The following is a 26,212-nucleotide window of genomic DNA, read 5'->3' as shown; positions in this document are numbered from 1 at the left end:
CCGCCGGGGCCAGGCAGCTAGCAGGCTAACCGAGGCGCGCGAAATCTGTCGCGCGCCTGTGCTGCGCCGTCCGGTTCAGCGGATCAAGCGCGCGGGCACTGCGCCACGCAGCGCGTTGGTGAGCAGCAGCGCTTCGGCGTTGAGCACGTCGTCGCGCGTGAGCACGCGCTCCTGTGCGCCGAACGCCGCGTCGTCGAGCAGCGCGCCGCGCATCACGCCCGGCAGCAGCCCCGACGCGAGCGGCGGCGTGAACCACTGGCCTTCGAGCTTCACGAACACGTTCGAGCGCCCGCCTTCGGTCAGTTCGCCGCGTTCGTTGAAGAACAGCATGTCGAAGCCGCCCTGCGCCTCCGCCTCGCGCCACGCACGGTCGAAGTCGGCGCGGCGCGTGGATTTGCGCAGCAACAGCGCGTCGGCGGATGCGACCGGCGCGTAGCCGTGATCCGGGGCGAGCAGCACGCCGACGGTGTCCTGCGCCAACGGCGCAAGCGGCGCGCTCGTCAGCGCGAACTCGCCGTGCTTGCCGAGCGCCACGCGCACGCGATGCGGCGCGTGTTCGTCGCCGAACGCCGCGCAGGTCTCGCTCAGACGCGCACGCAGCGCCTCGACGTCGCACGGAAAACCGAGCCACGCAGCGCTCGCCGCGAGCCGTGCGAGATGACGGTCGAGGTGACGCACGCCTTCTGCGCGCGTCGCGTACATCGTCTCGAACAGTTCGAGGCCGGGATCGGCCTGAGTCAGGAAACGCGCTTTCAAGCGGCACTCCTCGTATTCGTCGGCGGCCACGCTGTCGAGCACGATGCCCGCGCCCACTCCCATCTGGCCGCGGCGCATCGGCGCGATATCGCCGGTTTGTTCGGCTTGCGCCGCTTCGAGCGTCAGCGTGCGGATCACGACCGAGAGACAAAAGTCGCCGCATGCCTCGCCTTCCGGCGCGGCGTCGAGCCAGCCGATCGTGCCCGTGTACAGCCGGCGCGGCCCGTGCTCCAGCGCCTCGATCAGCTCCATCGTGCGATGCTTGGGCGCGCCCGTGATCGAGCCGCATGGGAACAGCGCGCGCATCGCGTCGGCGAACGTGGTGCCCGCGCGCACGGTCGCCTCGACCGTCGAGGTCATCTGCCAGACCGACGCATACGGCTCGACGCTGAACAACGCCGGCACGCGCACCGAGCCCGTCTGCGCCACGCGCGACAGATCGTTGCGCAGGAGATCGACGATCATCACGTTTTCGGCGCGATTCTTCGGATCGTTCGCGAGGAATTGCGCGGCGGCGGCATCGCGCGCCGTATCGGCGTCACGCGCGGCGGTGCCCTTCATCGGTTTCGCACGCAAGGTCTCGCCGTGCTTTTCGACGAACAGTTCCGGCGAGCACGAGAGCACCCAGCGGTCGCCGGGCAGCGCGATCAGCGCGCCATAACGCACGCGCTGACGCTCGCGCAGACGGCGATACAGCGCGACCGGCGCGCCGAACGTCTCGAAATCGAGCCGGTACGTGTAGTTGATCTGATACGAGTCGCCGATGCGCAAGGCGTCCTGCACGGCATGGATGTCGTGCTCGAAGCGCTCGCGATCGACGCCCATCGTCACCGCCGCGATACCGGCGGGCGCGGGCGACTCGCTGCCTTCGCGCGCGGCGAGCCAGGCGTCGGCTTCCTCGCGCGAGAGCTTTTCGCAGTGCGCGAACAATAAAAAACGCAGCGCGGCGTGGCCGTGCTGCGTTTCTGAAACGTGGGATTCGTCGGACGCGGACGAGGCCGGCGACAGCGCCGCGTCGTGCTTCGCGAATTCGAGCGCGCGCCCGAATTCGTAGTCGCCGATCACGAGCGCGTGGAGCCCCGCGCGCTGGTCGGCCTGCACCTGGGCGCAGGCCGCGTCGAGATCCGCCGCGCGTTCGCACGCGACTTCGCGCACGAACCCCGTGTAGAGACGGCTCGAACGGCGCGTGGCCGTCGAGTCGCCGTCGTCGAGCAGCGCGAAGACCGCGCCGCCAGGATTGACTGCCATGGACTTGCTACCTGCTACTGCATCGATACACCGCAATGCGCGGGCGAACGCGCATCAGTCGAAGAAACTCTTCACGCGGTCGAACCAGCTCTTGCTCTGCGGGCTGTGGCGCGAACCGCCTTCCACGAGCGACTTCTCGAACTGCTGGAGCAGATCGCGCTGATTGTCGGTGAGCTTGACCGGCGTTTCGACCTGCACGTGCACGTACAGATCGCCCGCGATGCTCGAACGCAGACCCTTGATGCCCTTGCCGCGCAGACGGAACGTCTTGCCCGACTGCGTGCCTTCCGGGACCGTGAAGGTCGCGCGGCCCGCCAGCGTGGGGACTTCGATCTCGCCGCCGAGCGCCGCCGTGGTGAACGGAATCGGCATCTGGCAATGCAGGTCGTCGCCGTCACGCTCGAACACCGCGTGCTGCTTGATGTGGATTTCCACATACAGGTCGCCCGACGGACCGCCGTTGATGCCCGGCTCGCCGTTGCCGGCCGAGCGGATGCGCATGCCGTCGTCGATGCCCGCCGGAATCTTCACTTCGAGCGTCTTGGTTTCCTTCACCTTGCCCGCGCCGTGGCAGGCCGTGCAGGGTTCGGGAATGTAGGAACCTGTGCCGTGGCACTTCGGGCAGGTCTGCTGGATGCTGAAGAAGCCCTGCGACATGCGCACCTGGCCAGAGCCGTGGCAGGTCGGGCAGGTTTCGGGCTTGGTGCCCGGCTTCGCGCCCGAGCCGTGGCAGACCTCGCAGCCGCTCCAGCCCGGCACGCGGATTTGCGTCTCGTAGCCGTGCGCCGCCTGCTCCAGCGTGATTTCCATGCTGTAGCGCAGGTCCGCGCCGCGATACACCTGCGGGCCGCTGCGGCCGCCGCGCTGACCGGCGGCCTGGCCGAAGATGTCGCCGAAAATATCGCCGAAGGCGTCGGCGAAACCGCCGAAGCCCTGCGCGCCCGCGCCGCCCATGTTGGGATCGACGCCCGCATGGCCGTACTGGTCGTATGCCGCGCGCTTTTGCGAGTCCGACAGCATTTCGTAGGCCTCTTTGACCTCCTTGAAATGCTCTTCCGCATCCTTGTTGTCCGGATTGCGGTCGGGGTGATACTTCATCGCGAGCTTGCGATACGCCTTCTTGATTTCGTCGTCGCTCGCGTTCTTCGCGACGCCCAGAACCTCGTAGTAATCCCGTTTCGCCATATCGGTTCAACGCCGGCCTGACGCTTTGCAGCGCACGCCGGCTCCTCTTGAATGCTGGATCTCGTGACCCGTTAGCCGTTCCTTTCACGCCCCGCGCCGGCGCTTTTCGCGCCCGCGCAGCCCCTGTTACAGAACGGCCTCCATAAAACAAATGTGCCCGGAGAGCCGGAAGGCTCGCCAGGCGCTGCAATGCTGACGCGCATCGTAACCGATGCGGCCGTGCTCCGGTATTCATTCAAGCCGCCACCCGGGGGCGGCGGCCCGTTCGAACCGGCTTAGTCCTTCTTGACTTCCTTGAACTCGGCGTCGACCACGTCGTCGGCGTCGTTCTTCGCGGCCTGCTCGGCACCGGCTTCGGCGCCTGCGCCCGCTGCCGCACCGGCTTGCTGCGCCTGCATGTCGGCGTACATCTTTTCGCCGAGCTTCTGCGATGCCGTCGACAGCGTCTCGACCTTCGCCTCGATCGTGGCCTTGTCAGCCGACGAATCCTTCAGCGTGTCTTCGAGTTCCTTCAGCGCGGCTTCGATCTTTTCCTTTTCGGAAGCGTCGATCTTGTCGCCGTACTCGGCCACGGCCTTCTTCGTGCTGTGAACCAGCGCGTCGCCCTGGTTGCGCGCGTCGGCCAGCTCACGCAGACGGTGATCTTCTTCCGCGTTCGCTTCGGCGTCCTTCACCATCTTTTCGATTTCGGCTTCCGACAGGCCCGAGTTCGCCTTGATGGTGATGCGGTTTTCCTTGCCGGTCGCCTTGTCCTTCGCGCCCACGTGCAGAATGCCGTTCGCGTCGATGTCGAAGCTCACTTCGATCTGCGGCACGCCGCGCGGTGCGGGCGGAATGCCTTCGAGGTTGAACTCGCCCAGCAGCTTGTTGCCCGCTGCCATTTCGCGTTCGCCCTGGAACACCTTGATCGTCACGGCCGACTGGCTGTCGTCCGCCGTCGAGTAGACCTGAGCGTGCTTGGTCGGGATCGTGGTGTTCTTGTTGATCATCTTCGTCATCACGCCGCCGAGCGTCTCGATACCGAGCGAGAGCGGGGTGACGTCGAGCAGCAGCACGTCCTTGCGGTCGCCCGACAGAACCTGACCTTGAATCGCGGCGCCCACGGCCACGGCTTCGTCCGGGTTCACGTCACGGCGCGGATCCTTGCCGAAGAACTCCTTCACCTTTTCCTGCACCTTCGGCATACGCGTCTGGCCGCCGACGAGAATCACGTCGTCGATGTCGCCGACCTTCACGCCTGCGTCCTTGATCGCGACGCGGCACGGCTCCATGGTGCGCTCGATCAGGTCTTCGACCAGCGCTTCCAGCTTGGCGCGCGTGATCTTCAGGTTCAAGTGCTTCGGACCCGAGGCGTCCGCCGTGATGTACGGCAGGTTGATTTCGGTCTGCTGGCCCGACGAGAGTTCGATCTTGGCCTTTTCAGCGGCTTCCTTCAGGCGTTGCAGCGCGAGCACGTCCTTCGAGAGGTCGACGCCCTGCTCCTTCTTGAACTCGCCGATGATGTAATCGATGATGCGCTGGTCGAAGTCTTCGCCGCCGAGGAACGTGTCGCCGTTCGTCGAGAGCACTTCGAACTGCATTTCGCCGTCAACGTCGGCGATTTCGATGATCGAGATGTCGAACGTGCCGCCGCCGAGGTCGAACACGGCGATCTTGCGGTCGCCCTTTTCGGCCTTGTCCAGACCGAACGCGAGCGCGGCTGCCGTCGGTTCGTTGATGATGCGCTTGACTTCCAGACCGGCGATGCGGCCGGCGTCCTTGGTCGCCTGACGCTGGCTGTCGTTGAAGTACGCGGGAACCGTGATCACGGCTTCGGTGACCGGCTCGCCGAGGTAGTCTTCAGCGGTCTTCTTCATCTTGCGCAGGACTTCTGCGGAAACCTGCGACGGCGCCAGGTTCTGGCCATGCGCTTCGACCCATGCGTCGCCGTTGTCGTGCTTGACGATCTTGTAGGGCATCAGGTTGATGTCCTTCTGCACTTCCTTCTCGTCGAAGCGGCGGCCGATCAGGCGCTTGACCGCGTAAAGCGTGTTGCGCGGGTTCGTGACCGACTGGCGCTTGGCCGGCGCGCCGACCAGGACTTCGTTGTCGTCCATGTAGGCGATGATCGACGGCGTCGTACGGGCGCCTTCGGAATTCTCGATCACCTTGACCTGATTGCCTTCCATCAGCGCCACGCACGAGTTCGTGGTGCCGAGGTCAATACCAATAATTTTGCCCATTTTTGTCAAATCTCCAATTTTGATCGCTGCGCGGACGCCGCTTGCGCGGTTTTCGACGCGGTTTCAACAAGGTTGCAATCCGCGTGATCGCGGCTGGCGTCCACTTCAATTCAGAACTGCTGCCCAAATAAGTGCCGAGTTGGCGCTTTTCAAGAGCTTTGGGCTATGCGTCCGTTAATTTTTTTCAATCGGCGGCGCATTTTCGCGATGTTTTGGAAAAAGCGCCACCTTCGCTTTCTAACGCCTTACGAAACGACCGCAAGGCCGCTGGAAAGCGCCACTGCGCTAATGCGGATTACGGCTGCGCGACGCCGCGTCTTCAGTCTGAGCGCCGACGCTGCGCGGCGCGCGCCATTTACACCGCTTGTTTCGCCCGCTTACTTCGGCTGTGAAACCGTGACGAGCGCCGGACGCAGCACGCGGTCGGCGATCACATAGCCCTTTTGCAGCACGCTGACGACGGTGTTGGCTTCCTGCTCCGACGGCACCATCGAGATAGCCTGATGGCGGTGCGGATCGAACTTCTCGCCGACCGGGTTGATCGCGAGGACCTTGCCCTTCTCGAGCGCGCCGCTCAGTTGCTTGAGCGTGAGCTCGACGCCTTCGTTGACCTTCGCGAGGTCGTCCGAGCCGTGCGCGAGCGCGGCTTCGAGGCTGTCGACCACCGGCAGCAGGTGCTCGGCGAAGTTTTCGATGGCGAACTTGTGCGCCTTGGTGACGTCTTCCTGCGCGCGGCGGCGGACGTTTTCCGTCTCGGCCTTGGCGCGGATGAAGGCGTCCTGCAGCTCGGCGACCTTCGCTTGCGCCTCGGCAAGCGCGGCGTCCACGCCGCCTTGCTCGGCCTGGCCGGCTTCGGCCTGCGGCTGCGCCGCGGCTTGGGACGCCTCGTCCGCGGGCGTGGGGTTCTGGCTCGTCGGGTTCTCTTGCGTGTTTTCCATGTCGCTGAACGTCGTTGAATAGTAAAAAGGGACACAAAGCACCGGCCCGCGCGGGCCGTTTTTCCGCCGCTCCCGCCGCCGTTGCGCCGGCGCGACAGATGCTTCGTACATTGCGACAGCACATGGGTGCCGGATCGCTTGTTTCAAGGGCTTTTCAGCGGTTTTTTATACAAGGGTCAAACCGCAGAAACCACCCGTTACAATCATTACCGCAGTGCGGAAGAAATGAAATTGAGTGCGCCGCGCGCCTGACCTACACTCAGGAACAGGTGCTGCTCATCACACGTATACCCTGAGTCACGCACCGCACCGATTGGACCCGAAACCGGGTCTGCCTGGCCGTTTTGGCGCGATCCCCTGGGGGTACCGTGAAACTGACCTTTGCCATATCGGTGGTCGCTCTGGTACTCATTGCCGGAACCACGACCATCTGCATGTCCGGCGCCGTGAACGAGAACACCACCGAATACGGTGGCGTCCACGCCACGATGGAAGCGCTTTTCAATCCTCACGCGAAAGTTTGTCGATAGTGCGGCGGTCGCGCTTGGTCGGCCTGCCCTGCAACACGGCTGCCGGTTCGCGAAAGAGCCGGCGCCGCTCCTGTTCCGCGGCGCGCCGGGCGCGCGCGGCTTCGGTTTCCGCATAGAGCGTCTGCGCGATGCTGGCCGGGCCGCGCACGTCGCAAATGCCCAGCACATCCACTTCCCAGACCACGTGATCGATCTCGAATTCGACGCGGTCGCCCACGCGCACGTCCTTCGACGCCTTCACCGCCTCGCCGCCGATACGCACGCGCCCTTTGCCGACCGCGTCCGTGGCCAGCGAGCGCGTCTTGAAAAAGCGCGCGGCCCAGAGCCACTTATCGATGCGCAGGCGCGCGCCCGGTTCGGTCGAGATTTTGTAGTTCATACGTTGCGTCCTGATTAAGCGACCCGCGCGCAGTTCAGCGGCCTCACGCCACTGCGCCCGCCGCGCCGGTGTGCGCGGTCGCCGCCTGCACGGGCCAGCCTTGCAGGTTCTGCGCCACGATTTCGCCAAGCGCCGCGATCCACGCGCGCGAGTCGTTCAGGCACGGAATACGGTGGAACTCCTTGCCGCCGCCGTGCAGGAATTCGTCGCGCACTTCCATGCCGATTTCCTCGATGGTTTCCAGGCAGTCGGCCGTGAAACCCGGACAGAACACGTCCGCGCGCCGCACGCCCGCTTCGCCCAGTTCCTTGAGCGTGGGCGCCGTGTAAGGCTGGAGCCACTGCGCGCGCCCGAAACGCGACTGGAACGTGACGCGGCACTCGACCGACGTGAGTTCCAGCGCGTGCATCAGCAGCGACGCGGTCTGCTGGCATTGCTCGTGATACGGGTCGCCGAGATCGAGCGTGCGGCTCGGCACGCCGTGAAAGCTGAGCACGAGACGATCCCCGGCCGCGAAATCGGGCCTGCCGTGCGCGTTCCAGTAGTGATGTACCTGCGCAGCCAGCGCGGCGATATAGGCCGGATGGTCGTGATAGCCGCGCAGCGTGCGGATCTCGGGCTGATTGCGCATACGCCGCAGTGCAGCAAACGCGGCGTCGAAGGCGGTGGCCGTGGTCGAGGCCGAATACTGCGGATACATCGGCACCAGCAGGATGCGTTCGGCGCCCGCGAGCTTGAGCTGATTGAGCATCGCCGGAATATCGGGCGTGCCGTAACGCATCGCGTAATCGACGATCACGGTGTAGTCGTTGATTTGCAGCAGATGACGCAGCGCGTCGGTCTGCTTCTGCGTGTGCACGCGCAGCGGCGAGCCTTCGGGCGTCCAGACGGCCGCGTATTTTTTCGCCGACGAGCGTCCGCGCAGCGGCAGGATCAGCGCGCGCAGGATCACCTGCCAGATCGGCGCGGGGATCTCGACCACGCGCGGGTCGGAGAGAAACTGCGCGAGATAGCGGCGCACGGCGCGCGGCGTGGGCGCGTCGGGCGTGCCGAGATTGATGAGCAGCACCGCAACGCGATGCGCGACAGCGGATTGCAGGGGCCGCTCGAGGTCGAAACGCATAGGCGATCAGGGACGCCGCGCGAGCAGCGCAGCAACGGTTGCACAAGGGATCATTATAGCGGGCGGCTTACGGTGGGCCAGGCGGTGCGGGTGCGATGAACTTGCAGCGGGTGTGGGCTGGGCAACGCAGCGGCGCCGCAACGCTCGCGCTGCAACGTTAGCCATTCGGCTAATGGCGCGCCGCCCCGCTTTCGCCGATCATGACCTGCAAGGCGCCGGGTTTTGCCCTAGTTCTGGCTGAGCGTGAGCGAAAGCAGCCGCGCGGTGATGTCCACGATCGGAATCACGCGGTTGTAGGCCATGCGCGTCGGGCCGATCACGCCGAGCGTGCCCACGATCTTGCCGTTCACTTCGTACGGCGCGGTCACCACGCTCATTTCCTCGATCGGCACGAGTTGCGACTCGCCGCCAATGAAGATCTGCACGCCCTGCGCGTGGCTGGAGACGTCCAGCAGTTGCAGCAGGCTGGTCTTCTGGTCGAACACGTCGAACAGCTTGCGCAGCCGCGCCATGTCCGAGGACAGATCGGCCACTTCGAGCAGGTTGCGCTCGCCGGAGATGAGCACGGTCTCGCCGGTGTCGGATTCCTCGGTGCTCGCGGTCACGGCCGCGTGCATCAGCGTGGTCATGTCGCCGCGCAGCGCGTCGATTTCCTCGCGCAGCCGGCGGCGCACCTCGTCGAACGAGAGGCCCGCGAAATGCGCGTTGATGTAATTGGAGGCTTCGATCAGCTCGGAAGGCGCGAAGTCGCGCTGCGTCGCCATGATGCGGTTCTGCACGTCGCCTTCGGGCGTCACGATGATCAGCAGGATGCGCTTGTCCGACAGGCGCATGAACTCGATCTGCTTGAACACGTGGCTGCGGCGCGGCGTCAGCACCACGCCCGCGAACTGCGAGAGGTTCGAGAGCACGCTGGCCGCCGCCGCCACCACTTTCTGCGGCTCGCCGGGGCGCAGCGTGGTTTTCACCGCGCGCGTGAGGGCGTCCTCGTCGGCGGAGGGCTCCACCGTGAGCATGGTGTCGACGAACAAACGGTAGCCGCGCGGCGTGGGCACGCGGCCAGCCGAGGTGTGCGGACTCGAGACGAGCCCCAGCTCCTCCAGGTCCGACATCACGTTGCGGATGGTCGCCGGGCTCAGTTCCAGCCCGGAGAATCGCGACAGCGTGCGCGAGCCGACCGGCTGACCTTCGGCGATGTAGCGCTCGATCAGCGTCTTGAGGAGGGTTTGTGCGCGGGGATCTAACATGACTGAAAATTTTAGCCTAATGCCGGGTTCGGGGCGAGTACGCACGCGGGCGGCCGGGCGTCCGTGGGCCGCCCGGCGCGCGGCATATCGGGCGAAATGCACGGCTGTCATCGGCGCGTCACCAGCTTTTGCGAGAAAGGCGCCGCGTTTCACGAGAAAAGCGCGCACGGGCGCATGGCCGCGGAAGGCGTGTTTTTTCGCCCGCTGCCCCGCCCGTATTGGCTCCCAGGTTCTTTTCGGGACCTGACTATGGTGTAATTGCGGCATGCAGATCCAGAAGATCCAGAGCCAGTTCAAGACGGTTGCGCTCGTCGGGCGCAGTAACACGCAAGGCATCGGCGAGCCGCTGATGGCGCTCGCCCAGACTATTTCGCAACGCGGCTTCGAAGTCGTGTTCGAAGCGCAGACCGCCCAGGAAATCGGCGCCAGCGGCTATCCCGCGCTCCAGCCCGCCGAAATCGGCGCGCGCGCGGACGTGGCCGTGGTGCTCGGCGGCGACGGCACGATGCTCGGCATCGGCCGCCAGCTCGCGCCCTACCGCACGCCGCTCATCGGCATCAACCACGGGCGGCTCGGTTTCATCACCGACATCCCGTTCTCCGACATGCAGGAGATCGTGCCGCAACTGCTCGCGGGCAGCTTCGAGCGCGAGGAGCGCTCGCTGCTCGAATCGCGCATCACGCGCGACGGCGACCCGATCTATCACGCGCTCGCCTTCAACGACGTGGTCGTGAACCGCAGCGGCTTCTCCGGCATGGCGGAGCTGCGCGTGCACGTGGACGGGCGCTTCATGTACAACCAGCGCTCGGACGGCCTGATCGTCGCCACGCCCACGGGCTCGACGGCTTACGCGCTGTCGTCGCAGGGGCCGATCCTGCATCCGCAGCTGCAGGGCATCGTGCTCGTGCCGATCGCGCCGCACGCGCTCTCGAACCGCCCGATCGTGCTGCCCGACGACTGCAAGGTGAGCATCCAGATCGTTGCGGGCCGCGACGTCAACGTGAATTTCGACATGCAGTCGTTCACGGCCGTCGAGCTGAACGACGTCATCGAAGTGCGCCGCTCGCGTCATACCGTGCCCTTCCTGCATCCGGTCGGCTATAGCTACTACCGCACGCTGCGCAAGAAGCTGCACTGGAACGAGCATCCGTCGCTGCAGGACGACCCGCAGGACTAAGCGCGGCCACCCCGCCACAACACTGTATAAACGGCACGCCAGCCCGACTCAAGACGCCATGCTCCGCCACCTTTCGATACGCGACTTCGTGATCGTCGCCGCGCTCGACCTCGAATTCGACAGCGGTTTTTCCGTGTTCTCCGGCGAGACGGGCGCCGGCAAGTCGATTCTCATCGACGCCCTCGCGCTGACGCTCGGCGCGCGCGCCGACGCGGGCGTCGTGCGCACGGGCGAAAGCCGCGCCGACATCACCGCCGAATTCGACACGCCGCCGCACATCCAGCAATGGCTCGACGAGCACGCGCTCGCGCTGCCCGACGGCGAGCGCGTCGTCATGCTGCGCCGCGTCGTCGACAGTAACGGCCGCTCGCGCGCCTTCATCAACGGCACGCCGGCCACGCTCGCGCAACTGCGCGATGTGGGCGAGCGGCTCGTCGATATTCACGGCCAGCACGCGCATCAACTGCTGATGCGCCCCGACGCGCAGCGCGAGCTGTTCGACACGCACGCGGGCCTGACCGATCTCGCCGCCGCCGTCACGCGCACGTGGCGCGACGCGCGCGATGCGCGCCTGGCCGTGCAGACCGCCATGTCGCGCGACCGCGAACTGCAACTGGAACGCGAGCGCCTCGCGTGGCAGCTCGCCGAACTCGACAAGCTCGCGCCGCAGCCGGGCGAGTGGGAAGAAGTGAACGCGGAGCACACGCGGCTTTCGAATTCGGCGAATCTGATCGACGGCGTGCAAGGCGCGCTCGCGGCGCTTTCCGAATCCGACGACGCGATGATTTCGCATCTGAATTCGATCGTCTCGAAGCTGCGCGACCTCGCCGAAGTCGACAACGAACTCAACGACGCGCTCGCCGCGCTCGAACCGGCCGCGATCCAGCTTCAGGAAGCGTCGTATTCGCTCTCGCACTACGCGCAGCGTCTCGACCTCGATCCGCATCGGCTCGCCCAGGTGGAACATCGTCTGGACGCGCTGCATTCGGCGTCGCGCAAGTTCCGCCTGCCGGCCGAGTCGCTGCCCGACGAGCACGCGGCGCGCCGCCAGCAGCTCGCCGCGCTCGACGCCGCCTCCGACCTCGACGGCCTGCGCGCCGCCGCGGACAAGGCGCAGAACCTCTACCTCGCCGAAGCGCGTCAGCTCTCGAAGGCGCGCGCCAAGGCCGCGCACGCGCTCGGCGCGGCGGTCACGCAGGGCATGCAGGAATTGTCGATGGCGGGCGGCAGCTTCGACGTCGCGCTGGTGCCGCTCGGCAACGGCTCGAACGGCGAGCCGATCGGCGGCCAGCACGGTCTGGAGCAGATCGAATTCCGCGTCGCGGGCCACGCGGGCGTGCCGCTGCGCCCGCTCGCGAAGATCGCCTCGGGCGGCGAACTCGCGCGTATCAGCCTCGCGCTCGCGGTGATCGCGAGCGCCGCGAGCCCCACGCCCACGCTGATCTTCGACGAAGTGGACACGGGCATCGGCGGCGGCGTGGCCGAAGTGGTCGGCCGTCTGCTGCATCAGCTCGGGCACGCGCGCCAGGTGCTGTGCGTCACGCACTTGCCGCAAGTGGCCGCGCGCGGCGATCACCACTTCCAGGTGTCGAAGTCCGGCGACGGCAACGGCGGCACGGTTTCGGTCGTCACGCCGCTCGACAGGCCGGGCCGCGTGGAGGAAGTCGCGCGCATGCTCGGCGGGCTGGAGATCACCGCGACCACGCGGCGGCATGCGAAGGAGATGTTGGCGGCGTGAGGCGCGGGCACGGCATGCCGGATACGGCAAGGCGGACACGCGCGAACCGGCCTATAGTTTGTCCGGTTATCCGTTCCGAATGAGGGCAACGAGGTGGACATGAAGCCTGCTCAGATCAAACCCGTCAGCTACCTGGAAAATCATGCGGCCGAGATCGTTCGTGAGGTTGCGCAAAGCCGCGAGCCGCTGCTCATCACCGAGGGCGGCGAACCCAAGGTCATCGTGCAAGATGCGCAGTCGTACGACGACATGCAGCAGACGCTCGCGCTGCTCAAGCTACTAGCCTTGGGTCGCAAGGAAATCGAAGCAGGCCAGGTCATCGCGGCAGACGACGTATTCGCCGAACTGAAGCAAATGGACAAGGACGACGGCCTCGTATGAACGTCGTCTTTCTGCGCTCCGCGCGGGACGACTTGCAGGACTTGCGGCGTTATTTGCGCACGAAATTCGGCAATGAAACCTGGCTCGCGACCTTTGCGAGCATCGAAGACGCCGTCACCCTGCTCGCGAAGTTTCCGCAATCTGGATCGACCCCGCCCGAGCTGGCAGAACTCGGCCTGCCCGGTTTCCGTCAAGTGGTCGCGGGTATGACCTGATCGTCGACACGCGGCGGGATTTGAAAGACGTGCTGGCGCGGCGTCTACTGAAAGCCTGAACCGCGCCAATCCCTCACCCCTCCCCAAACACCCGCTTCCACAACGCGAGCACCGTCTCGCGCTCGCGCTCGACGCGCGCCGGGTCCACGCGCGCCGTCTCCATGCCGTCGAGCCGCATCTGATGCTGGAGCTTGCGATACAGCCGGTACGCCGAGCCGATCGTATCGGCCTCCTCCTCGCTCATCAGCCCGAAGCGCGACACCTCGCGCAGCAGCGCGATATTGCCGGTATTGCGGATCAGTTCCGGGTCCTGCGCCGCGTGCAGCAGCACCCAGTACTGCACGAGAAACTCGATATCGACCATGCCGCCGCGATCGTGCTTCAGATCGAACAGCTCGGTGCGGTTCGGATGCCCGTCCTCGACGCGCTGGCGCATCTCCACGATCTCCTGCGCGAGCGGCGCGTCGTCGCGCGGCGTGGTGAGCACCTGCACGCGAATCGCCTCGAAGGCGTTGCCGATCCCCGCGTCGCCGGCCGAAAAGCGCGCGCGCGTCAGCGCCTGATGCTCCCACACCCACGCCGTGTTCGCGGCGTCGCCTTCGCGTAGCTGATAGCGGCGGAACGCGTCGAGATCGGTGACGAGCAGCCCCGATTCGCCGTTCGGCCGCAGCCGCAGATCGATGTCGAACAGCGTGCCCGCGCCCGTCGCGGTCGTCAGCCAGGTGATCAGGCGGCGCGCGAAGGTCGCGTAGATTTCGGCGGCGCGCTCGTCCTCGTCGTCGTAGAGAAAGATGATGTCGAGGTCCGAGGCGTAGCCCAGTTCCTTGCCGCCCAGCTTGCCGTACGCGATGGCCGCGAAGCGCGGCACCTCGCGATGGCGTTTCGCGAACTGCTTCCAGACGGTGTCGATGGTCGCGTCGAGCACCGCGTCGGCGAGTTCCGAGAGGCGGTCGCTCACGTGCTCGACCGAGAGCCGCCCGGCCAGGTCGTTGAGCAGGATGCGGAACACCTCGGCCTGGTGCGCGTGGCGCAGCAGGTCCATCTGCTGCTCGACATCGGTGGCGGCGGCGAGGCGCGCGCGCAGCAGACGCGAGAATTCCGGCCAGTCGAACGGCGACGAAATCGCTTCGTCGTCGAGCAGTTCGTCGAGCAGTTGCGGATGGCGGATCAGATAGCCCGACGCCCAGCGCGACGCGCCGAGCACCTTGAGCACGCGGTCGAGCGCATCGGGATATTCGGTCAGCAGCGCGAGATAGGCGCCGCGCCGGATCACGGCTTCGAGCAGGTCGAACATGCGCGCGAGCGTGACGCCGCGCCGCGCGCGCGGCTCCAGCGTGCGCGCCGCGTCGAGCGCGCGCTGCGCGACGATGTCGAAACGCTCGCGGCTCTTTTCGGGCAGACCCGTGTAGCGCGACGAGGTCCACAGGCCGCGCAGGCGCGCGAGCAGCGGCGCCGGATCGTCGATACCGAGGTCGGCGAGGCGTTCGAGCAAGGCGCCGTCCGCGCTTTCCTCGGCCAGCGCGCCGCTCCACACCCACGCGGCCGCGCCGTCCTCGGGCGCGCCGCAGCCGCTCTCGCCGCCGACCTTGTCCGAGAAGATCTGGTCGAACTGATGCTCGACCTTTTCGCGGTGCGCATCGAGCACGCTCATCAGCGCGGCGTAGTCGCTGAAACCCATCGATTTCGCGAGCGCCGCGCGTTCGGCGTCGTCGACGGGCATCGCGTGCGTCTGCGCGTCGTCGCGATATTGCAGGCGGTGTTCGAGTTCGCGCAGGAAGTTGTAGGCGAGCGTCAGGTCGTGGCAGACCTCGGACGCGATCAGGCCGCGCGCCGCCGCGTAGCCGAGCACGGCGAGCGTCGGGCGCACGCGAAAGCCCGCGTCCTGACCGCCGCGAATCAGCTGGAACACCTGGGCGCTGAATTCGATTTCGCGGATGCCGCCGCGCCCGAGCTTGATGTCGTCGGCCTTGTCGGGGCGCATCATGGCGCGGCGCTGCGCTTCCTGGCGGATCTGCAAATGCAGCGAGCGGATCGCACTGATCACGCCGAAATCCAGGTAGCGGCGATAGACGAAGGGCTTCACGAGGGAGTCGAGCTGCGTGGCGAGGCGCTGCGCGCTGTCGGACTCACGCTCCGAGACGAGCCGCCCCTTGATCCACGCGTAGCGCTCCCACTCGCGGCCCTGCACGTAGAAATATTCCTCCAGCATGCCGAGGCTGCACACGAGCGGTCCCGAGTCGCCGTTCGGCCGCAGCCGCATGTCGACGCGGAACACGAAGCCGTCCGCGGTCACGTCGGACAGCGCGCCGATCAGCCGCTTGCCCACGCGCGTGAAGTAGTCCTGGGTGGCGATCGGCGAGCGCTGGCCGCCGGTGGTTTCGCCGTCGTCCTCGTAGACGAAGATCAGGTCGATATCCGACGACACGTTGAGCTCGCGCCCGCCGAGCTTGCCCATGCCGACCACGCCGAGCGTGAGCTTTTCGCCGTTCGGGCCGCGCGGCTCGCCGAACACGGTTTCGAGATCGGCGCTCACGACCGCGAGCGCGCGCTCGATCGCGACTTCGGCGAGATCGGTCATGGTGCCGGTCACTTCGGCGACGTCGGCGACCTGGCCCAGATCGCGCTCCATCACCGCGCAGATCACTTCCACGCGCACCTGGCGCAGCGCGGTCTTCAACTGTTCGTCGGTCAGCGCGAGAGGAACCGAACCGGAAGCCGAAGCAGGTGCGGCGCTTGCTGGATCGACCGCTCGGCCGCCGGCCTGCGCGCACAGCGCGTCGAGCCGCGCGACGATACGCTCGCGCGTGATCGGCGCGGCGGCGAGCGCCTCGACCTCGGCTTCGAGGCCGGGACGGGCCGCATAAGCGCGCGCCGCATAGCGCGAATAACTGGAACTCAGAAGGGGAATGTCAGTCATGAAGGCCTGGCCCGGCGGAATAAGCGGAGAGAAACGTGGATGATCGCGCGATGAAAGCGGCACGGGAACCGGACAATACGCGGGACGCTTGCGGAACCCACGCGCAACACGCGCGGACCGCACAGCGCCGAAGATGACACGCGCGAGGACCGGCGGTGACGTTCCGTTGCAAGGCTTGCAGATACCAGACGCCGCGCCTGGGCTCGCACGCTCCGCCCGCCGCGTCGCGCCGGACACCGAAGCGCCTGTCAACCGCCCTGCCCGCCATGTAGAAACCCGCGCGCCACGGGCCATCCCGGCTTCCCCGGATGGCCTTGTATACGGCCCTGTGTGATACATTTCGTCGTCAGAACGCAACGCTACCATACCCCACCCGCCGCAGCATGCCCGAGCGTAACGACCCCGCCGGCCCGCACCCCACCGGACACGCCAGCCGGGAAAGTGCAGACGCGGGCTCCCAGCATCACCACCCGGTCCTCCGTCACACGCTGCGCGTGCTGGCGTGCATCGCGCTCGTCCTGTATTTCATCGTGTCGGTGCTGCTGCTGGGCTTGCGCTACATCGTGCTGCCGCATGTGGACGACTTCCGTCCGCGCATCGAAAAGCTCGTCTCCGACAAGATTCACGCCGATTTCCGCATCGGCAAGCTCTCGCCGCACTGGTCGGGCTTCCAGCCCGGCATCGACGTCGCCGACCTCACGATCCGCAACCGCCAGGGCCAGCTCGCGCTGAACGTGCCGCACGCGACCGCCTCGGTGTCGTGGCGCTCGCTCGTGCTGTTCGAGCCGCTGCTTTCCAGCATGATCGTCGAGCGCCCCGACGTGCTGATCACGCGCGAGGACGACGGCACGCTGACGGTCGCGGGCGTGCCCGTACCCACCGCGCATACCGGCAACGCCACCTTCACGACCTGGCTGATGCGCCAGCAGGCCATCGTGCTGCGCGGCGGCACGCTGCGCTGGACCGACGCCACGCGCGACGCGCCCGAACTGAAGCTCTCGAACATCCGCCTCGCGATTCTCAACGACGGTTACGATCACCGCGTCGCGTTGCAGGCGCCCGCCGAGGGCACGGTGCTGCACGGCCCGCTCGACTTCCGCGCGCAGTTCAAGCACTCGCGCCTCGCGCCCGCGGGCAAGCCGAACACGTGGAGCGGCAACGCCTACATTTCGACCGGTCCCGTCGATCTGCCCACACTGGCGCGCTACATTCCGCTGCCGATCACGACCTATGCAGGACGCATCGACAACGCGATCTGGGCGCACTTCGAAGACGGCCGCATCCAGTCCGCCGACGGCGTGCTCAGCGGCAGCAACGTCGCGCTGCGCGTGAAGCCCACGCAGCCGCGTCTCGATCTGCCGGTCGCGCGCTTCAACTGGCGCATGGGCCTCGCGCCCGGCGACTTCACGCTGCAACTGCACGACTTCCACGCCGAACTCGGCCAGCCGCCGCTCGACGACGGCACGCCGCTCGTGCGCACGCTCGCGCTCACCACGCTCGATGCGCGCTTTCGCCAGCAATCGCGGCAAGTGGGCCAGCTCGTGAGCGTGCGCGGCGACCGCATCGATCTGGGCATCCTCGCCGAGTTCATGCGCGCGCTGCCGCTGCCGGGCCGCGTGCAGAACGCGCTGGTGCGCTTCAATCCGCAAGGGCTCGTCGCCAACTACGAACTCGCGCTCGAACGCGGCGCGCCCGACTCGGGCGAAGCGGCCACCGAGCAGCGCTCGGCGCCGGTGGAGCCGATCCTCCACTACCGCTTCAAGGGCGATCTGCAAGGCATCAGCGTGGCGGCGCAGGAGCCGGGTCCGGGCCTCACGCCGCGCAATCACCCGCGCGCGGGCCTGCCTGGCTTCGAGAATCTCTGGGGGCATATCGACGCCGACGAATCGCACGGCTTCATCCGCCTCGACGCCTCGAAGTCGGCGGTCACGCTGCCGGGCGTGTTCGACGATCCGCGCCTGACCTTCGACAGCCTGTACGGCACCGCGAAGTGGACGGTGGCCGCCAGACGCAATCCGGGCGACAAGCTCAAGGCTTTCGTCGTCGACGTGAGCGAGCTGGGCGTGCAGAACGCCGACGCGCGCGCGAAGATGACCGCGCACTACACGAATCCGGGCCACGGGCGCGGCGCGCTCGATCTCGTCGCGCATTTCGACGAGGCCAAGGTCAACGCCATCGCGCGCTATCTGCCCACCAGCATCAGCGAGAAAACGCGCATCTATCTGGGCCACGGGCTCCAGGCGGGCATCTCGAAGGGCGCGACCATCGAGATTCACGGCGATCTCACCAAATTCCCCTATTCGCGCGACCCGGACGCGGGCCAGTTCCGCATCGTCGCGCCGTTCAAAGACGGCCGCTTCGACCCGTCGCCGTATCCGCCCAAGACCATGCGCAACGGCGTGCCCAACGTGTGGCCCGCGTTCGACGGCATCGACGGCGTGTTCACGCTCAAGGAAAAGCAGCTGCGCTTCGACGTGGCGCGCGGCCATTACCGCAACTTCGTGTTGCGCGACGTCAACGGCCGCATCGACGAACTCGGCATCAAGGGCTCCGATCTCGTGATCGAAGGCGCGGGGCGCGGCCCGCTCGCCGACCTGCTCGCGTACGCCGACAACAGCTCGATCGGCGCGATGTCGAAGCACGCGCCCGCGAAGGTGCGCGCGCAAGGGCCGGCCACGCTCGCGCTCAAGCTCACGATCCCGCGCAAGCCGATGCCAAAGGTGCTGGTGGCCGGCGCGATCGGCTTCGAGAACAACACGCTGGCCGCCGACAATGTGCCGCCGCTCTCGGCGCTCAACGGCAAGGTGCACTTCACGAACCGCAGCGCCGAAGTCGAGCGCCTCACGGGCCGCTTCCTCGGCGGCGACCTGCGCGCGAATGGCGGGATGCGCGAGGACGGCCGCTACAAGCTGAACGTGGCGGGCAACGTGGCCGTCGATGCGGCGCGCGGCCTCAATCTGCGCGGCACGGCGGCGGCGGTGCTCGAACGCTTCTCGGGCGCGGCGCCCTACTCGCTTTCGGTGGACGGCACGCGCGGCCATCTGCCCGACGTGAAGGCGAGTTCCGATCTCACCGATCTCGCCATCGACCTGCCCGCGCCGTTCGGCAAGCGCGCCGGCACGCAGATGCCGCTGCGCTTCTCGCTTCAGCCGGGCACCGGCGACGCCAACGACGCCGGCACGGTCGCCAGCGCCACCGACGCTTCGGTCTATCAGCACGCGGAACTCACGCTCGGCCCGCTCGCGGCGCGCTACGTGCTGCGCCGCAATCCGGGCCACGCGGTGCCGGACGTGGTGCGCGGCGCAATCGGCATGAACAAGCCCGCCGACCTGCCCGCCGAAGGCGTGACGGCGGCCGTCGATGTGCCCGAGTTCGACGCCGACGCCTGGCGTATGGTGGTTCAGCAGCTGCGCGGCAAGGCGGCGGCGAGCAATGCGGCAGCGGTGGCGGCGCAACGTGCCGATCGCGCAGAATCGGCGCGCGACAGCGCCCCGGCCAACGCGGCCGCGGCGGCGATGGCGAACGGCGCCTCCAGCCCCGCCGCGACCAGCGCGGCCAACGCCGTGGCGAATCCGGCGAGCGGCGCGGCGGTTTCGGCTGCGGCTCCCGCCAATAGCGCAAGCACCGCGGCAACCAGCGCTGCAACCAGCGCATCGGCCGCCATGCCGGCCAGCGCGGCAAACGTTGCCGCCGCGCCGCCCGCGCCCGGCGGCGCGTTCGCGCAGTACCTGCCGTCGCGCTTCGCGGTTCACGTCGGCACGCTCACGCTGCTCAAGCGCCACTGGGAAAACGTGATCGTCGGCGCCTCGCGCAGCGGCGAGCGCGGCAACGAATGGCAGGCCAACCTCGCCTCGAACCAGGTCTCGGGCCACGTCTCGTGGAAGCCGGGCGCGGTGCCCGGTTCGCCCGGCACGCTCGAAGCGCGGCTCGCGCGCCTCGTCGTGCCCGCCGCGACCGAGAACGACCTGCTCGGCCAGGCCGTCTCGCAGCCCGCGCAGAACATGCCGTCGATCGACCTCGTGGTGAACCAGTTGATCGTGCGCGGCCGCGACCTCGGCCGCCTGCAGATCAACGCGCACAACTCCGAAGAGAACGGCGTGCCGGTCTGGCAGCTCGACACGCTCGACATCCTGAACCCGGACGCGCACTTCACGGCCACCGAAAACTGGCGCGCGATCGGCGACGAAGCCGCGCCCGCCGACACCGTGGGCGGCGTCACGCAGACGCCGCGCCGCACCGCGCTCGATTTCCACGTCGACATCAAGGACGCGGGCAAGCTGCTGGAACGCGCGGGCGTCGCGCACGCGATCAAGAGCGGCGAAGGCACGCTGAGCGGCAATCTGGTCTGGCGCGGCGGCCCCACGAAGATCGACTTCCCGACGCTCAACGGCAATCTCGCAGTCGACCTGCGCCACGGTCAGATCCTCAAGGTCGATCCGGGCGTGGCCAAGCTGCTCGGCGTGCTGAGCCTGCAAAGCCTCGCGCGCTTCGCGAGCATGGACTTCCGCGACGTGATCGGCGAAGGCCTGCCCTTCACGAGCGTCACGGGCACGGGGCAGATCCAGAACGGCATCGGCCGTACCGGCGACTTCAAGCTCGTCACCGCGCCGGGCCGCGCGCAGATGCAGGGCACCGTCGATCTCGCGCACGAAACCCAGGACCTGCGCGTGCACGTGGTGCCGACGGTCAGCGCGGGCGCGGGCGTGGTGGTCGCCGCGATCATCAATCCGTTCCTCGGTCTCGCCGCGCTGGTGGGCGACATCGCGCTCTCGCACACGGTCGAGTCGGCGTTCGCGCGCGACTACGCCATCACGGGCTCCTGGGCCAAACCCCACGTCGAGCGCCTGCACGGCGATCAGGGTAAGATGGACGCGCAGGTCCCGGCGGCGGCGCATTGAGGTTCGGATCACGGAACCCCTCCTCCCTGGCGCGGCTGCCCGAACGGGCCGGCAACGAACATCGTCCACTCACGAGCCGCCGATGAGCGAATCTCCCACGCAAGCCGCCACGTCCACCCCAACCGCGCCGCCCGCGACGCATTTTCGCGTCGCCGCGCTGCAGATGGTCAGCACGCCCGACCCCGCGCGCAATCTCGCCGAAGCCGAACGCCTGATCGCCGACGCCGCCGCGCAAGGCGCGCAGTTCGTGCTGCTGCCAGAGTACTTCTGCTTCATGGGCCACAAGGACACCGACAAGCTCGCGATCCGCGAAGCTTACGGCGACGGCCCGATCCAGCGTTTTCTCGCCGATGCCGCGAAGCGCCACGGCGTGTGGATCATCGGCGGCACGCTGCCGCTGAAGGCGCCCGAGGAAACCCGCGTGCTCAACACCACGCTCGTGTTCGATCCGAGCGGCGCGGAGCGCGCGCGTTACGACAAGATCCATCTGTTCAACTTCGAGAAAGGCGCCGAATCGTTCGACGAGGCGCGCACGATCCGTCCCGGCGCCGAGGTGCAAACCTTCGAGGCGCCGTTCGGCCGCGTGGGCCTGTCGGTCTGCTACGATCTGCGCTTTCCCGAGCTGTACCGCCGCATGGGCAGCCCCGGCGGCCAGGACGGCTGCGCGCTGATGGTCGTGCCGTCGGCGTTCACTTACACCACGGGCCGCGCGCACTGGGAAATCCTGCTGCGCGCCCGCGCGATCGAGAACCAGTGCTACGTACTCGCCGCGGCGCAGGGCGGCACGCACGAAAACGGCCGGCGCACCTGGGGCCACAGCATGCTGATCGACCCGTGGGGCGAGATCGTCGACGTGCTCGACGAACACCCCGGCGTGGTGATCGGCGACCTCGACCTCGACCGTATCGCCGCCGTGCGCGCGAGTCTGCCCGCATGGCGGCATCGCGTGCTCGACTGTTCCTGACGAACCCGGGCGCGCCACTTGAATTGAGCGCACCGCGCCCGAATCTTCCTTCACAGACTCAACGATTGATCCCACTGAGCGCATGAACATCATCGAACCCGGCATCCGCAATCTGGCGACCGCGAAGGACTTGCTCCTCACGCCCTACGGCCTCGACGAGGCAGTGCTCACGCGCACGCTCGGCGAGATCTTCACGCACCGCGTCGACTACGCCGACCTCTATTTCCAGACCACCCGCAGCGAAGCGTGGAGCCTGGAAGAAGGCATCGTGAAGTCGGGCAGCTTCAGCATCGACCAGGGCGTCGGCGTGCGCGCGGTGTCCGGCGAGCGCACCGCGTTCGCCTATTCCGACGACCTCTCGCCCGAGGCGATCCGCCAGGCCGCCATCGCCACGCGCTCGATCGCGCAGGCGGGCGGCGGCAAGCAGAAGATCAAGGTGGCGTCGTCGCTCAAGGGCATCGCGGGCCGCGACCTGTACCTGCCCTCCGACCCGCTGAGCTCGCTCGAAGCGACCGAGAAAGTGAAGCTGCTCGAACGCATCGAGCAGATGGCGCGCGGACGCGATCCGCGCATCACCCAGGTCATGGCCGGCCTCGCGGGCGAATACGACGTGGTGCTGGTCGCGCGCAGCGACGGCGCGCTCGCCGCCGACATCCGCCCGCTCGTGCGCGTCTCGGTCACGGTGATCGCCGAGCAGAACGGCCGCCGCGAAGTCGGCAGCGGCGGCGGCGGCGGCCGCTACGACTACGGCTATTTCACCGACGACATCCTCAGCAAGTACGTCGACGACGCCGTCCACGCGGCGCTCGTGAACCTCGAAGCGCGTCCGGCCCCGGCTGGCGCGATGACCGTCGTGCTCGGGCCGGGCTGGCCCGGCGTGCTGCTGCACGAAGCCATCGGCCACGGTCTGGAAGGCGACTTCAACCGCAAGGGTTCGTCGGCGTTCGCGGGCCAGATCGGCCAGCGCGTGGCGGCCAAGGGCGTCACCGTGGTCGACGACGGCACGCTGCCGAATCGCCGCGGCTCGCTCAATATCGACGACGAAGGCAACCCGACGCAGTGCACGACGCTGATCGAGGACGGCATTCTCAAGGGCTACATCCAGGATTCGCTGAACGCGCGCCTGATGAAGATGCCGGTGACCGGCAACGCGCGCCGCGAGTCGTACGCCGCGCTGCCCATGCCGCGCATGACCAACACCTACATGCTGAACGGCGACAAGGACCCGCAGGAAATCCTCGCCTCGGTGAAGAACGGCCTCTACGCCGTGAACTTCGGCGGCGGCCAGGTGGACATCACAAACGGCAAGTTCGTGTTCTCGGCGTCCGAGGCGTACATGATCGAGAACGGCAAGATCACCTACCCCGTGAAGGGCGCGACGCTGATCGGCAGCGGCCCGGAATCGCTCAAGTACGTGAGCATGATCGGCAACGACATGCGCCTCGACTCGGGCGTGGGCGTGTGCGGCAAGGAGGGCCAGAGCGTGCCGGTGGGCGTGGGCCAGCCGACGCTGCGCATCGACCGCATGACGGTCGGCGGCACGGTTTAAAGTTAAAGCGCGCGCGGGTTCGCATCGGCGCGCGATGCACGGCGATGCGGAAATTCCGCATCGCCACGCGGATTTTCTGCATCGCACCGCACAATCGCGCGGATAATCCGCTTTTTCGCGCAAACCCGCTTGCCAGCCGCGAGACGGCCGGGGTATAAAGGCAATCACCCTTTTCGACGTAACGAACGCTTTTTTTGCCAAACGCAATTTAGCCAAGCCCAATCCGCCATGTTCGCCACGAAGTTTTATTTTTACTTCTTTTGGTATCTCAGACCGCTGGCGGATCGAGAGGGTTGATAGTACGCGCAGGACCCCGAACAAACGAGAAACCGCCAGCCAAGTCTGGCGGTTTTTTTTCGTCCCGCACTTTTCGTGCATTGCCTCAGAGCCGCATTTTCATCTAACCGATTTTTGCAGCACCGTCCGACCGACGCACGCTACGCACCCAGGATCAGGAGAAAACAACATGCCCCCGCACAACACCGACGATGTCCGTATCCGCGAACTGAAGGAACTGACGCCGCCCGCGCACCTGATCCGCGAATTCCCGTGCTCGGAAGACGCGTCGACGCTGATCTACGAATCGCGCCGCGCGATGCACCGCATCCTGCACGGCATGGATGACCGCCTGATCGTGATCGTCGGGCCGTGCTCGATTCACGACACCAAGGCCGCGATCGACTACGCGAAGCGCCTCGTCGAAGAGCGCAAGCGCTTCAAGAACGAACTCGAAATCGTCATGCGCGTGTACTTCGAAAAGCCGCGCACGACGGTGGGCTGGAAGGGTCTCATCAACGACCCGTTCATGGACAACAGCTTCAAGATCAACGACGGCCTGCGCACCGCACGCGAACTGCTCGTCTCGATCAACGAACTGGGCCTGCCCGCGGGCACCGAATACCTCGACATGATCAGCCCGCAGTACATCGCCGACCTGATCTCGTGGGGCGCGATCGGCGCGCGCACGACCGAGTCGCAGGTGCACCGCGAACTGGCCTCGGGCCTCTCCTGCCCGGTCGGCTTCAAGAACGGCACGGACGGCAACGTGAAGATCGCCGTCGACGCCATCAAGGCCGCGTCGCAGCCGCACCATTTCCTCTCGGTGACGAAGGGCGGCCACTCGGCCATCGTCTCGACGGCGGGCAATGAGGACTGCCACGTGATCCTGCGCGGCGGCAAGACGCCGAACTACGACGCGGAAAGCGTGAACGCCGCCTGCGCCGACATCGGCAAGGCCGGTCTGGCCGCGCGTCTGATGATCGACGCGAGCCACGCCAACAGCTCGAAGAAGCACGAGAACCAGATTCCCGTGTGCGCCGATATCGGCCGCCAGATCGCGGCGGGCGACGAGCGCATCGTCGGCGTGATGGTGGAATCGCACCTCGTGGCGGGCCGTCAGGACCTCAAGGAAGGTTGCGAGCTCACCTATGGCCAGAGCATCACCGACGCGTGCATCGGCTGGGAAGACAGCGTGAACGTGCTCGAAGGTCTCGCGGAAAGCGTCAAGCAGCGCCGCATCGCGCGCGGCAGCGGCAACTAGGCACGACGACGCGCAACGACGCGCGTCTACGTCATCGGGAAACAGCGCGCGGCGCGGGCTTCACAGCCGCGCCGCGCGCTCGGGCCGCACGGCGCCGATGCACAGGTCGGCGATGCCGATCACGTTGCCGATCAGGCGACCGCGCCGGTCGAGATGCGCCTCCGGGCGCATCGACTTCAGGCAGTTCATGCCGAGCGCGCGCACGATGTTGCTCGCCGCCTCCTTCCTCGACATCACGCCCTTGCGGCACAGATACATCGCGTTGACCACCTGCGAATAGCCGTAACGGCGGCCCGACACGCGGCCGCCGCGCAGGCCCAGGTGCACGCCGATCAGATAATCGCAGTACGCGAGCCGCCCGCCGCGCGCGAGCCGCCGCGAAAAATCCTTGTCTTCGAGCCAGCCGTAGAGCACGAGCCGTTCGTCGAAACGCAGCCCGGCGATCGCCTGCGCGCGGCACGCCATGTTGCAGCCATAAAGCTCGTCGCAGTCACGCAGCGGCGGACGCTGGCGCGCCTCTTCCTGCGCGCCGTCGACGAGCGCGAGCGCTTCTTCCCAGGCAACCGGCTGACCTTGCGCGCCGTCGCGCAGCGTGCGTCCCGACAAACCGACGAGCCCGCTATCCGCCTCGAACGCCTCGATGCATTGCGCGATCCAGTGACGCTCGGGCGCGAAGTCGTCGTCGAGAAAGATCACGATGTCGATGTCGGGCGCGAGCGCGTCGAGCGCGCGATTGCGCTGCACGCTCGATCCCGCGCTGCCGATCAGCACGTCGACGCGCAGACCTTCCGCGTCGTAGGGACCGAGATCGGCTGCGCAGCTCGCGGACAGAATCACCTGCACGGGACGCACCGTTTGCCGCGCGAGCAGACGCACGGCCCACGCGGTCGCCGCGGGACGGCCCTTGGTGGCGATCACAGCGGCCACGCGCGCGGTGTCGTGCGCGGTGTTCCTGGCGGTGGCGCGCATGCTTGCGCCGTCCACGGATGAAGCTGGGGCTGCACCGCCTGTGAGCATCGTCATCGAGTTCTCCGCATTCGCCTGGATGCACGACCGCAGACATCCATTCGCTCCGAGATTACCCCAGGTCGACGCCGGGTCCGAGACGCACAAATCAAGTTGTCCGAATCACTCTATTCATCGGCTGAATTCAACGGGCGATGCATCGCAACAAAAAACGCGCCACAAGACATTGCCGCAAGAGG

17 protein-coding genes are annotated in these 26,212 nt (G+C 67.0%); 8 read left to right on the top strand and 9 right to left on the bottom strand.

Annotated features, from left to right (window positions below):
- Window positions 1-75: 75 nt before the first annotated feature.
- From pabB to hrcA, 7 genes are all read right to left on the bottom strand, one after another.
- Window positions 76-2,004, bottom strand: coding sequence for an aminodeoxychorismate synthase component I (pabB, locus tag U4Y88_RS09055; RefSeq protein ID WP_321783478.1), 1,929 nt, complete (start codon window positions 2,002-2,004; stop codon window positions 76-78).
- Between the two features lie 54 nt (window positions 2,005-2,058).
- A complete protein-coding gene (gene dnaJ, locus U4Y88_RS09050) occupies window positions 2,059-3,189 on the bottom strand; it encodes a molecular chaperone DnaJ (RefSeq protein WP_224005012.1) in 1,131 nt (376 codons plus the stop codon).
- A 275-nt stretch (window positions 3,190-3,464) separates the two neighbouring features.
- The gene (gene dnaK, locus U4Y88_RS09045) at window positions 3,465-5,411 is read right to left on the bottom strand and encodes a molecular chaperone DnaK (protein ID WP_224005009.1); all 1,947 of its coding nucleotides are present in this window, start codon (window positions 5,409-5,411) and stop codon (window positions 3,465-3,467) included.
- A gap of 377 nt (window positions 5,412-5,788) precedes the next feature.
- Complete coding sequence (gene grpE, locus U4Y88_RS09040; protein ID WP_224005197.1) at window positions 5,789-6,349, bottom strand: nucleotide exchange factor GrpE; 561 nt, start codon at window positions 6,347-6,349, stop codon at window positions 5,789-5,791.
- 501 nt (window positions 6,350-6,850) lie between these two features.
- A complete protein-coding gene (locus U4Y88_RS09035) occupies window positions 6,851-7,258 on the bottom strand; it encodes an RNA-binding S4 domain-containing protein (RefSeq protein ID WP_321783476.1) in 408 nt (135 codons plus the stop codon).
- Window positions 7,259-7,301: 43 nt separating this feature from the next.
- Window positions 7,302-8,381, bottom strand: a complete 1,080-nt coding sequence (hemH, locus tag U4Y88_RS09030) for a ferrochelatase (RefSeq protein ID WP_321783474.1) — start codon at window positions 8,379-8,381, stop codon at window positions 7,302-7,304.
- A gap of 227 nt (window positions 8,382-8,608) precedes the next feature.
- Window positions 8,609-9,964, bottom strand: coding sequence for a heat-inducible transcriptional repressor HrcA (gene hrcA, locus U4Y88_RS09025; RefSeq protein ID WP_415774414.1), 1,356 nt, complete (start codon window positions 9,962-9,964; stop codon window positions 8,609-8,611).
- On the opposite strand from hrcA, the gene U4Y88_RS09020 reads away from it, so the two are divergent.
- From U4Y88_RS09020 to U4Y88_RS09005, 4 genes are all read left to right on the top strand, one after another.
- On the top strand, window positions 9,894-10,805 hold the full coding sequence (locus U4Y88_RS09020; protein ID WP_224004997.1) for an NAD kinase: 912 nt from the start codon (window positions 9,894-9,896) through the stop codon (window positions 10,803-10,805). The two genes, hrcA and U4Y88_RS09020, sit on opposite strands and share 71 nt — an antisense overlap.
- Before the next feature lie 58 nt (window positions 10,806-10,863).
- The gene (gene recN / locus U4Y88_RS09015) at window positions 10,864-12,543 is read left to right on the top strand and encodes a DNA repair protein RecN (protein WP_321783472.1); all 1,680 of its coding nucleotides are present in this window, start codon (window positions 10,864-10,866) and stop codon (window positions 12,541-12,543) included.
- Window positions 12,544-12,642: 99 nt separating this feature from the next.
- Window positions 12,643-12,924 (top strand): type II toxin-antitoxin system Phd/YefM family antitoxin, encoded by a 282-nt coding sequence (locus U4Y88_RS09010; protein WP_224004992.1) that lies wholly within the window; start codon window positions 12,643-12,645, stop codon window positions 12,922-12,924.
- Entirely contained in the window at window positions 12,921-13,139 is a 219-nt protein-coding gene (locus U4Y88_RS09005) for a type II toxin-antitoxin system RelE/ParE family toxin (protein ID WP_321783470.1), read from the top strand. Before U4Y88_RS09010 ends, U4Y88_RS09005 begins: the two co-directional genes overlap by 4 nt.
- Before the next feature lie 73 nt (window positions 13,140-13,212).
- On the opposite strand, the gene glnE is transcribed toward U4Y88_RS09005, so the two are convergent.
- A complete protein-coding gene (gene glnE / locus U4Y88_RS09000) occupies window positions 13,213-16,056 on the bottom strand; it encodes a bifunctional [glutamate--ammonia ligase]-adenylyl-L-tyrosine phosphorylase/[glutamate--ammonia-ligase] adenylyltransferase (protein ID WP_321783468.1) in 2,844 nt (947 codons plus the stop codon).
- A 383-nt stretch (window positions 16,057-16,439) separates the two neighbouring features.
- Here glnE and U4Y88_RS08995 point away from each other — a divergent pair, with 383 nt between their 5' ends.
- From U4Y88_RS08995 to aroG, 4 genes are all read left to right on the top strand, one after another.
- Window positions 16,440-20,954 carry a YhdP family protein gene (locus U4Y88_RS08995; protein WP_321783466.1) on the top strand — a complete coding sequence of 1,505 codons (4,515 nt, stop codon included), beginning with the start codon at window positions 16,440-16,442 and terminating at the stop codon, window positions 20,952-20,954.
- An 82-nt stretch (window positions 20,955-21,036) separates the two neighbouring features.
- Window positions 21,037-21,918, top strand: coding sequence for a carbon-nitrogen hydrolase family protein (locus tag U4Y88_RS08990; RefSeq protein ID WP_321783464.1), 882 nt, complete (start codon window positions 21,037-21,039; stop codon window positions 21,916-21,918).
- Window positions 21,919-22,000: 82 nt separating this feature from the next.
- Window positions 22,001-23,467, top strand: a complete 1,467-nt coding sequence (tldD, locus tag U4Y88_RS08985; protein ID WP_224004978.1) for a metalloprotease TldD — start codon at window positions 22,001-22,003, stop codon at window positions 23,465-23,467.
- A gap of 466 nt (window positions 23,468-23,933) precedes the next feature.
- Window positions 23,934-25,007: a 3-deoxy-7-phosphoheptulonate synthase AroG gene (gene aroG, locus U4Y88_RS08980; RefSeq protein WP_224004974.1), complete on the top strand. Its 1,074-nt coding sequence runs from the start codon at window positions 23,934-23,936 to the stop codon at window positions 25,005-25,007.
- Window positions 25,008-25,067: 60 nt separating this feature from the next.
- On the opposite strand, the gene U4Y88_RS08975 is transcribed toward aroG, so the two are convergent.
- Window positions 25,068-26,030 carry a glycosyltransferase family 2 protein gene (locus U4Y88_RS08975; protein WP_321783462.1) on the bottom strand — a complete coding sequence of 321 codons (963 nt, stop codon included), beginning with the start codon at window positions 26,028-26,030 and terminating at the stop codon, window positions 25,068-25,070.
- Window positions 26,031-26,212 lie beyond the last annotated feature (182 nt).

It is taken from the genome of Paraburkholderia sp. J94, assembly GCF_905220285.1.
GTDB lineage: Bacteria > Pseudomonadota > Gammaproteobacteria > Burkholderiales > Burkholderiaceae > Paraburkholderia > Paraburkholderia tropica_A.
The sequence above is the reverse complement of the archived record's forward strand: the minus strand, read 5'-3'. Positions and strand labels throughout refer to the sequence as shown.

Coding starts and splice junctions, on each gene's coding strand:
- pabB (WP_321783478.1), bottom strand. CDS start 2,004: ATGGCAGTCAATCCTGGCGGCGCGGTCTTCGCGCTGCTCGACGACGGC.
- dnaJ (WP_224005012.1), bottom strand. CDS start 3,189: ATGGCGAAACGGGATTACTACGAGGTTCTGGGCGTCGCGAAGAACGCG.
- dnaK (WP_224005009.1), bottom strand. CDS start 5,411: ATGGGCAAAATTATTGGTATTGACCTCGGCACCACGAACTCGTGCGTG.
- grpE (WP_224005197.1), bottom strand. CDS start 6,349: ATGGAAAACACGCAAGAGAACCCGACGAGCCAGAACCCCACGCCCGCG.
- U4Y88_RS09035 (WP_321783476.1), bottom strand. CDS start 7,258: ATGAACTACAAAATCTCGACCGAACCGGGCGCGCGCCTGCGCATCGAT.
- hemH (WP_321783474.1), bottom strand. CDS start 8,381: ATGCGTTTCGACCTCGAGCGGCCCCTGCAATCCGCTGTCGCGCATCGC.
- U4Y88_RS09020 (WP_224004997.1), top strand. CDS start 9,894: ATGCAGATCCAGAAGATCCAGAGCCAGTTCAAGACGGTTGCGCTCGTC.
- hrcA (WP_415774414.1), bottom strand. CDS start 9,964: ATGCCTTGCGTGTTACTGCGCCCGACGAGCGCAACCGTCTTGAACTGG.
- recN (WP_321783472.1), top strand. CDS start 10,864: ATGCTCCGCCACCTTTCGATACGCGACTTCGTGATCGTCGCCGCGCTC.
- U4Y88_RS09010 (WP_224004992.1), top strand. CDS start 12,643: ATGAAGCCTGCTCAGATCAAACCCGTCAGCTACCTGGAAAATCATGCG.
- U4Y88_RS09005 (WP_321783470.1), top strand. CDS start 12,921: ATGAACGTCGTCTTTCTGCGCTCCGCGCGGGACGACTTGCAGGACTTG.
- glnE (WP_321783468.1), bottom strand. CDS start 16,056: ATGACTGACATTCCCCTTCTGAGTTCCAGTTATTCGCGCTATGCGGCG.
- U4Y88_RS08995 (WP_321783466.1), top strand. CDS start 16,440: ATGCCCGAGCGTAACGACCCCGCCGGCCCGCACCCCACCGGACACGCC.
- U4Y88_RS08990 (WP_321783464.1), top strand. CDS start 21,037: ATGAGCGAATCTCCCACGCAAGCCGCCACGTCCACCCCAACCGCGCCG.
- tldD (WP_224004978.1), top strand. CDS start 22,001: ATGAACATCATCGAACCCGGCATCCGCAATCTGGCGACCGCGAAGGAC.
- aroG (WP_224004974.1), top strand. CDS start 23,934: ATGCCCCCGCACAACACCGACGATGTCCGTATCCGCGAACTGAAGGAA.
- U4Y88_RS08975 (WP_321783462.1), bottom strand. CDS start 26,030: ATGACGATGCTCACAGGCGGTGCAGCCCCAGCTTCATCCGTGGACGGC.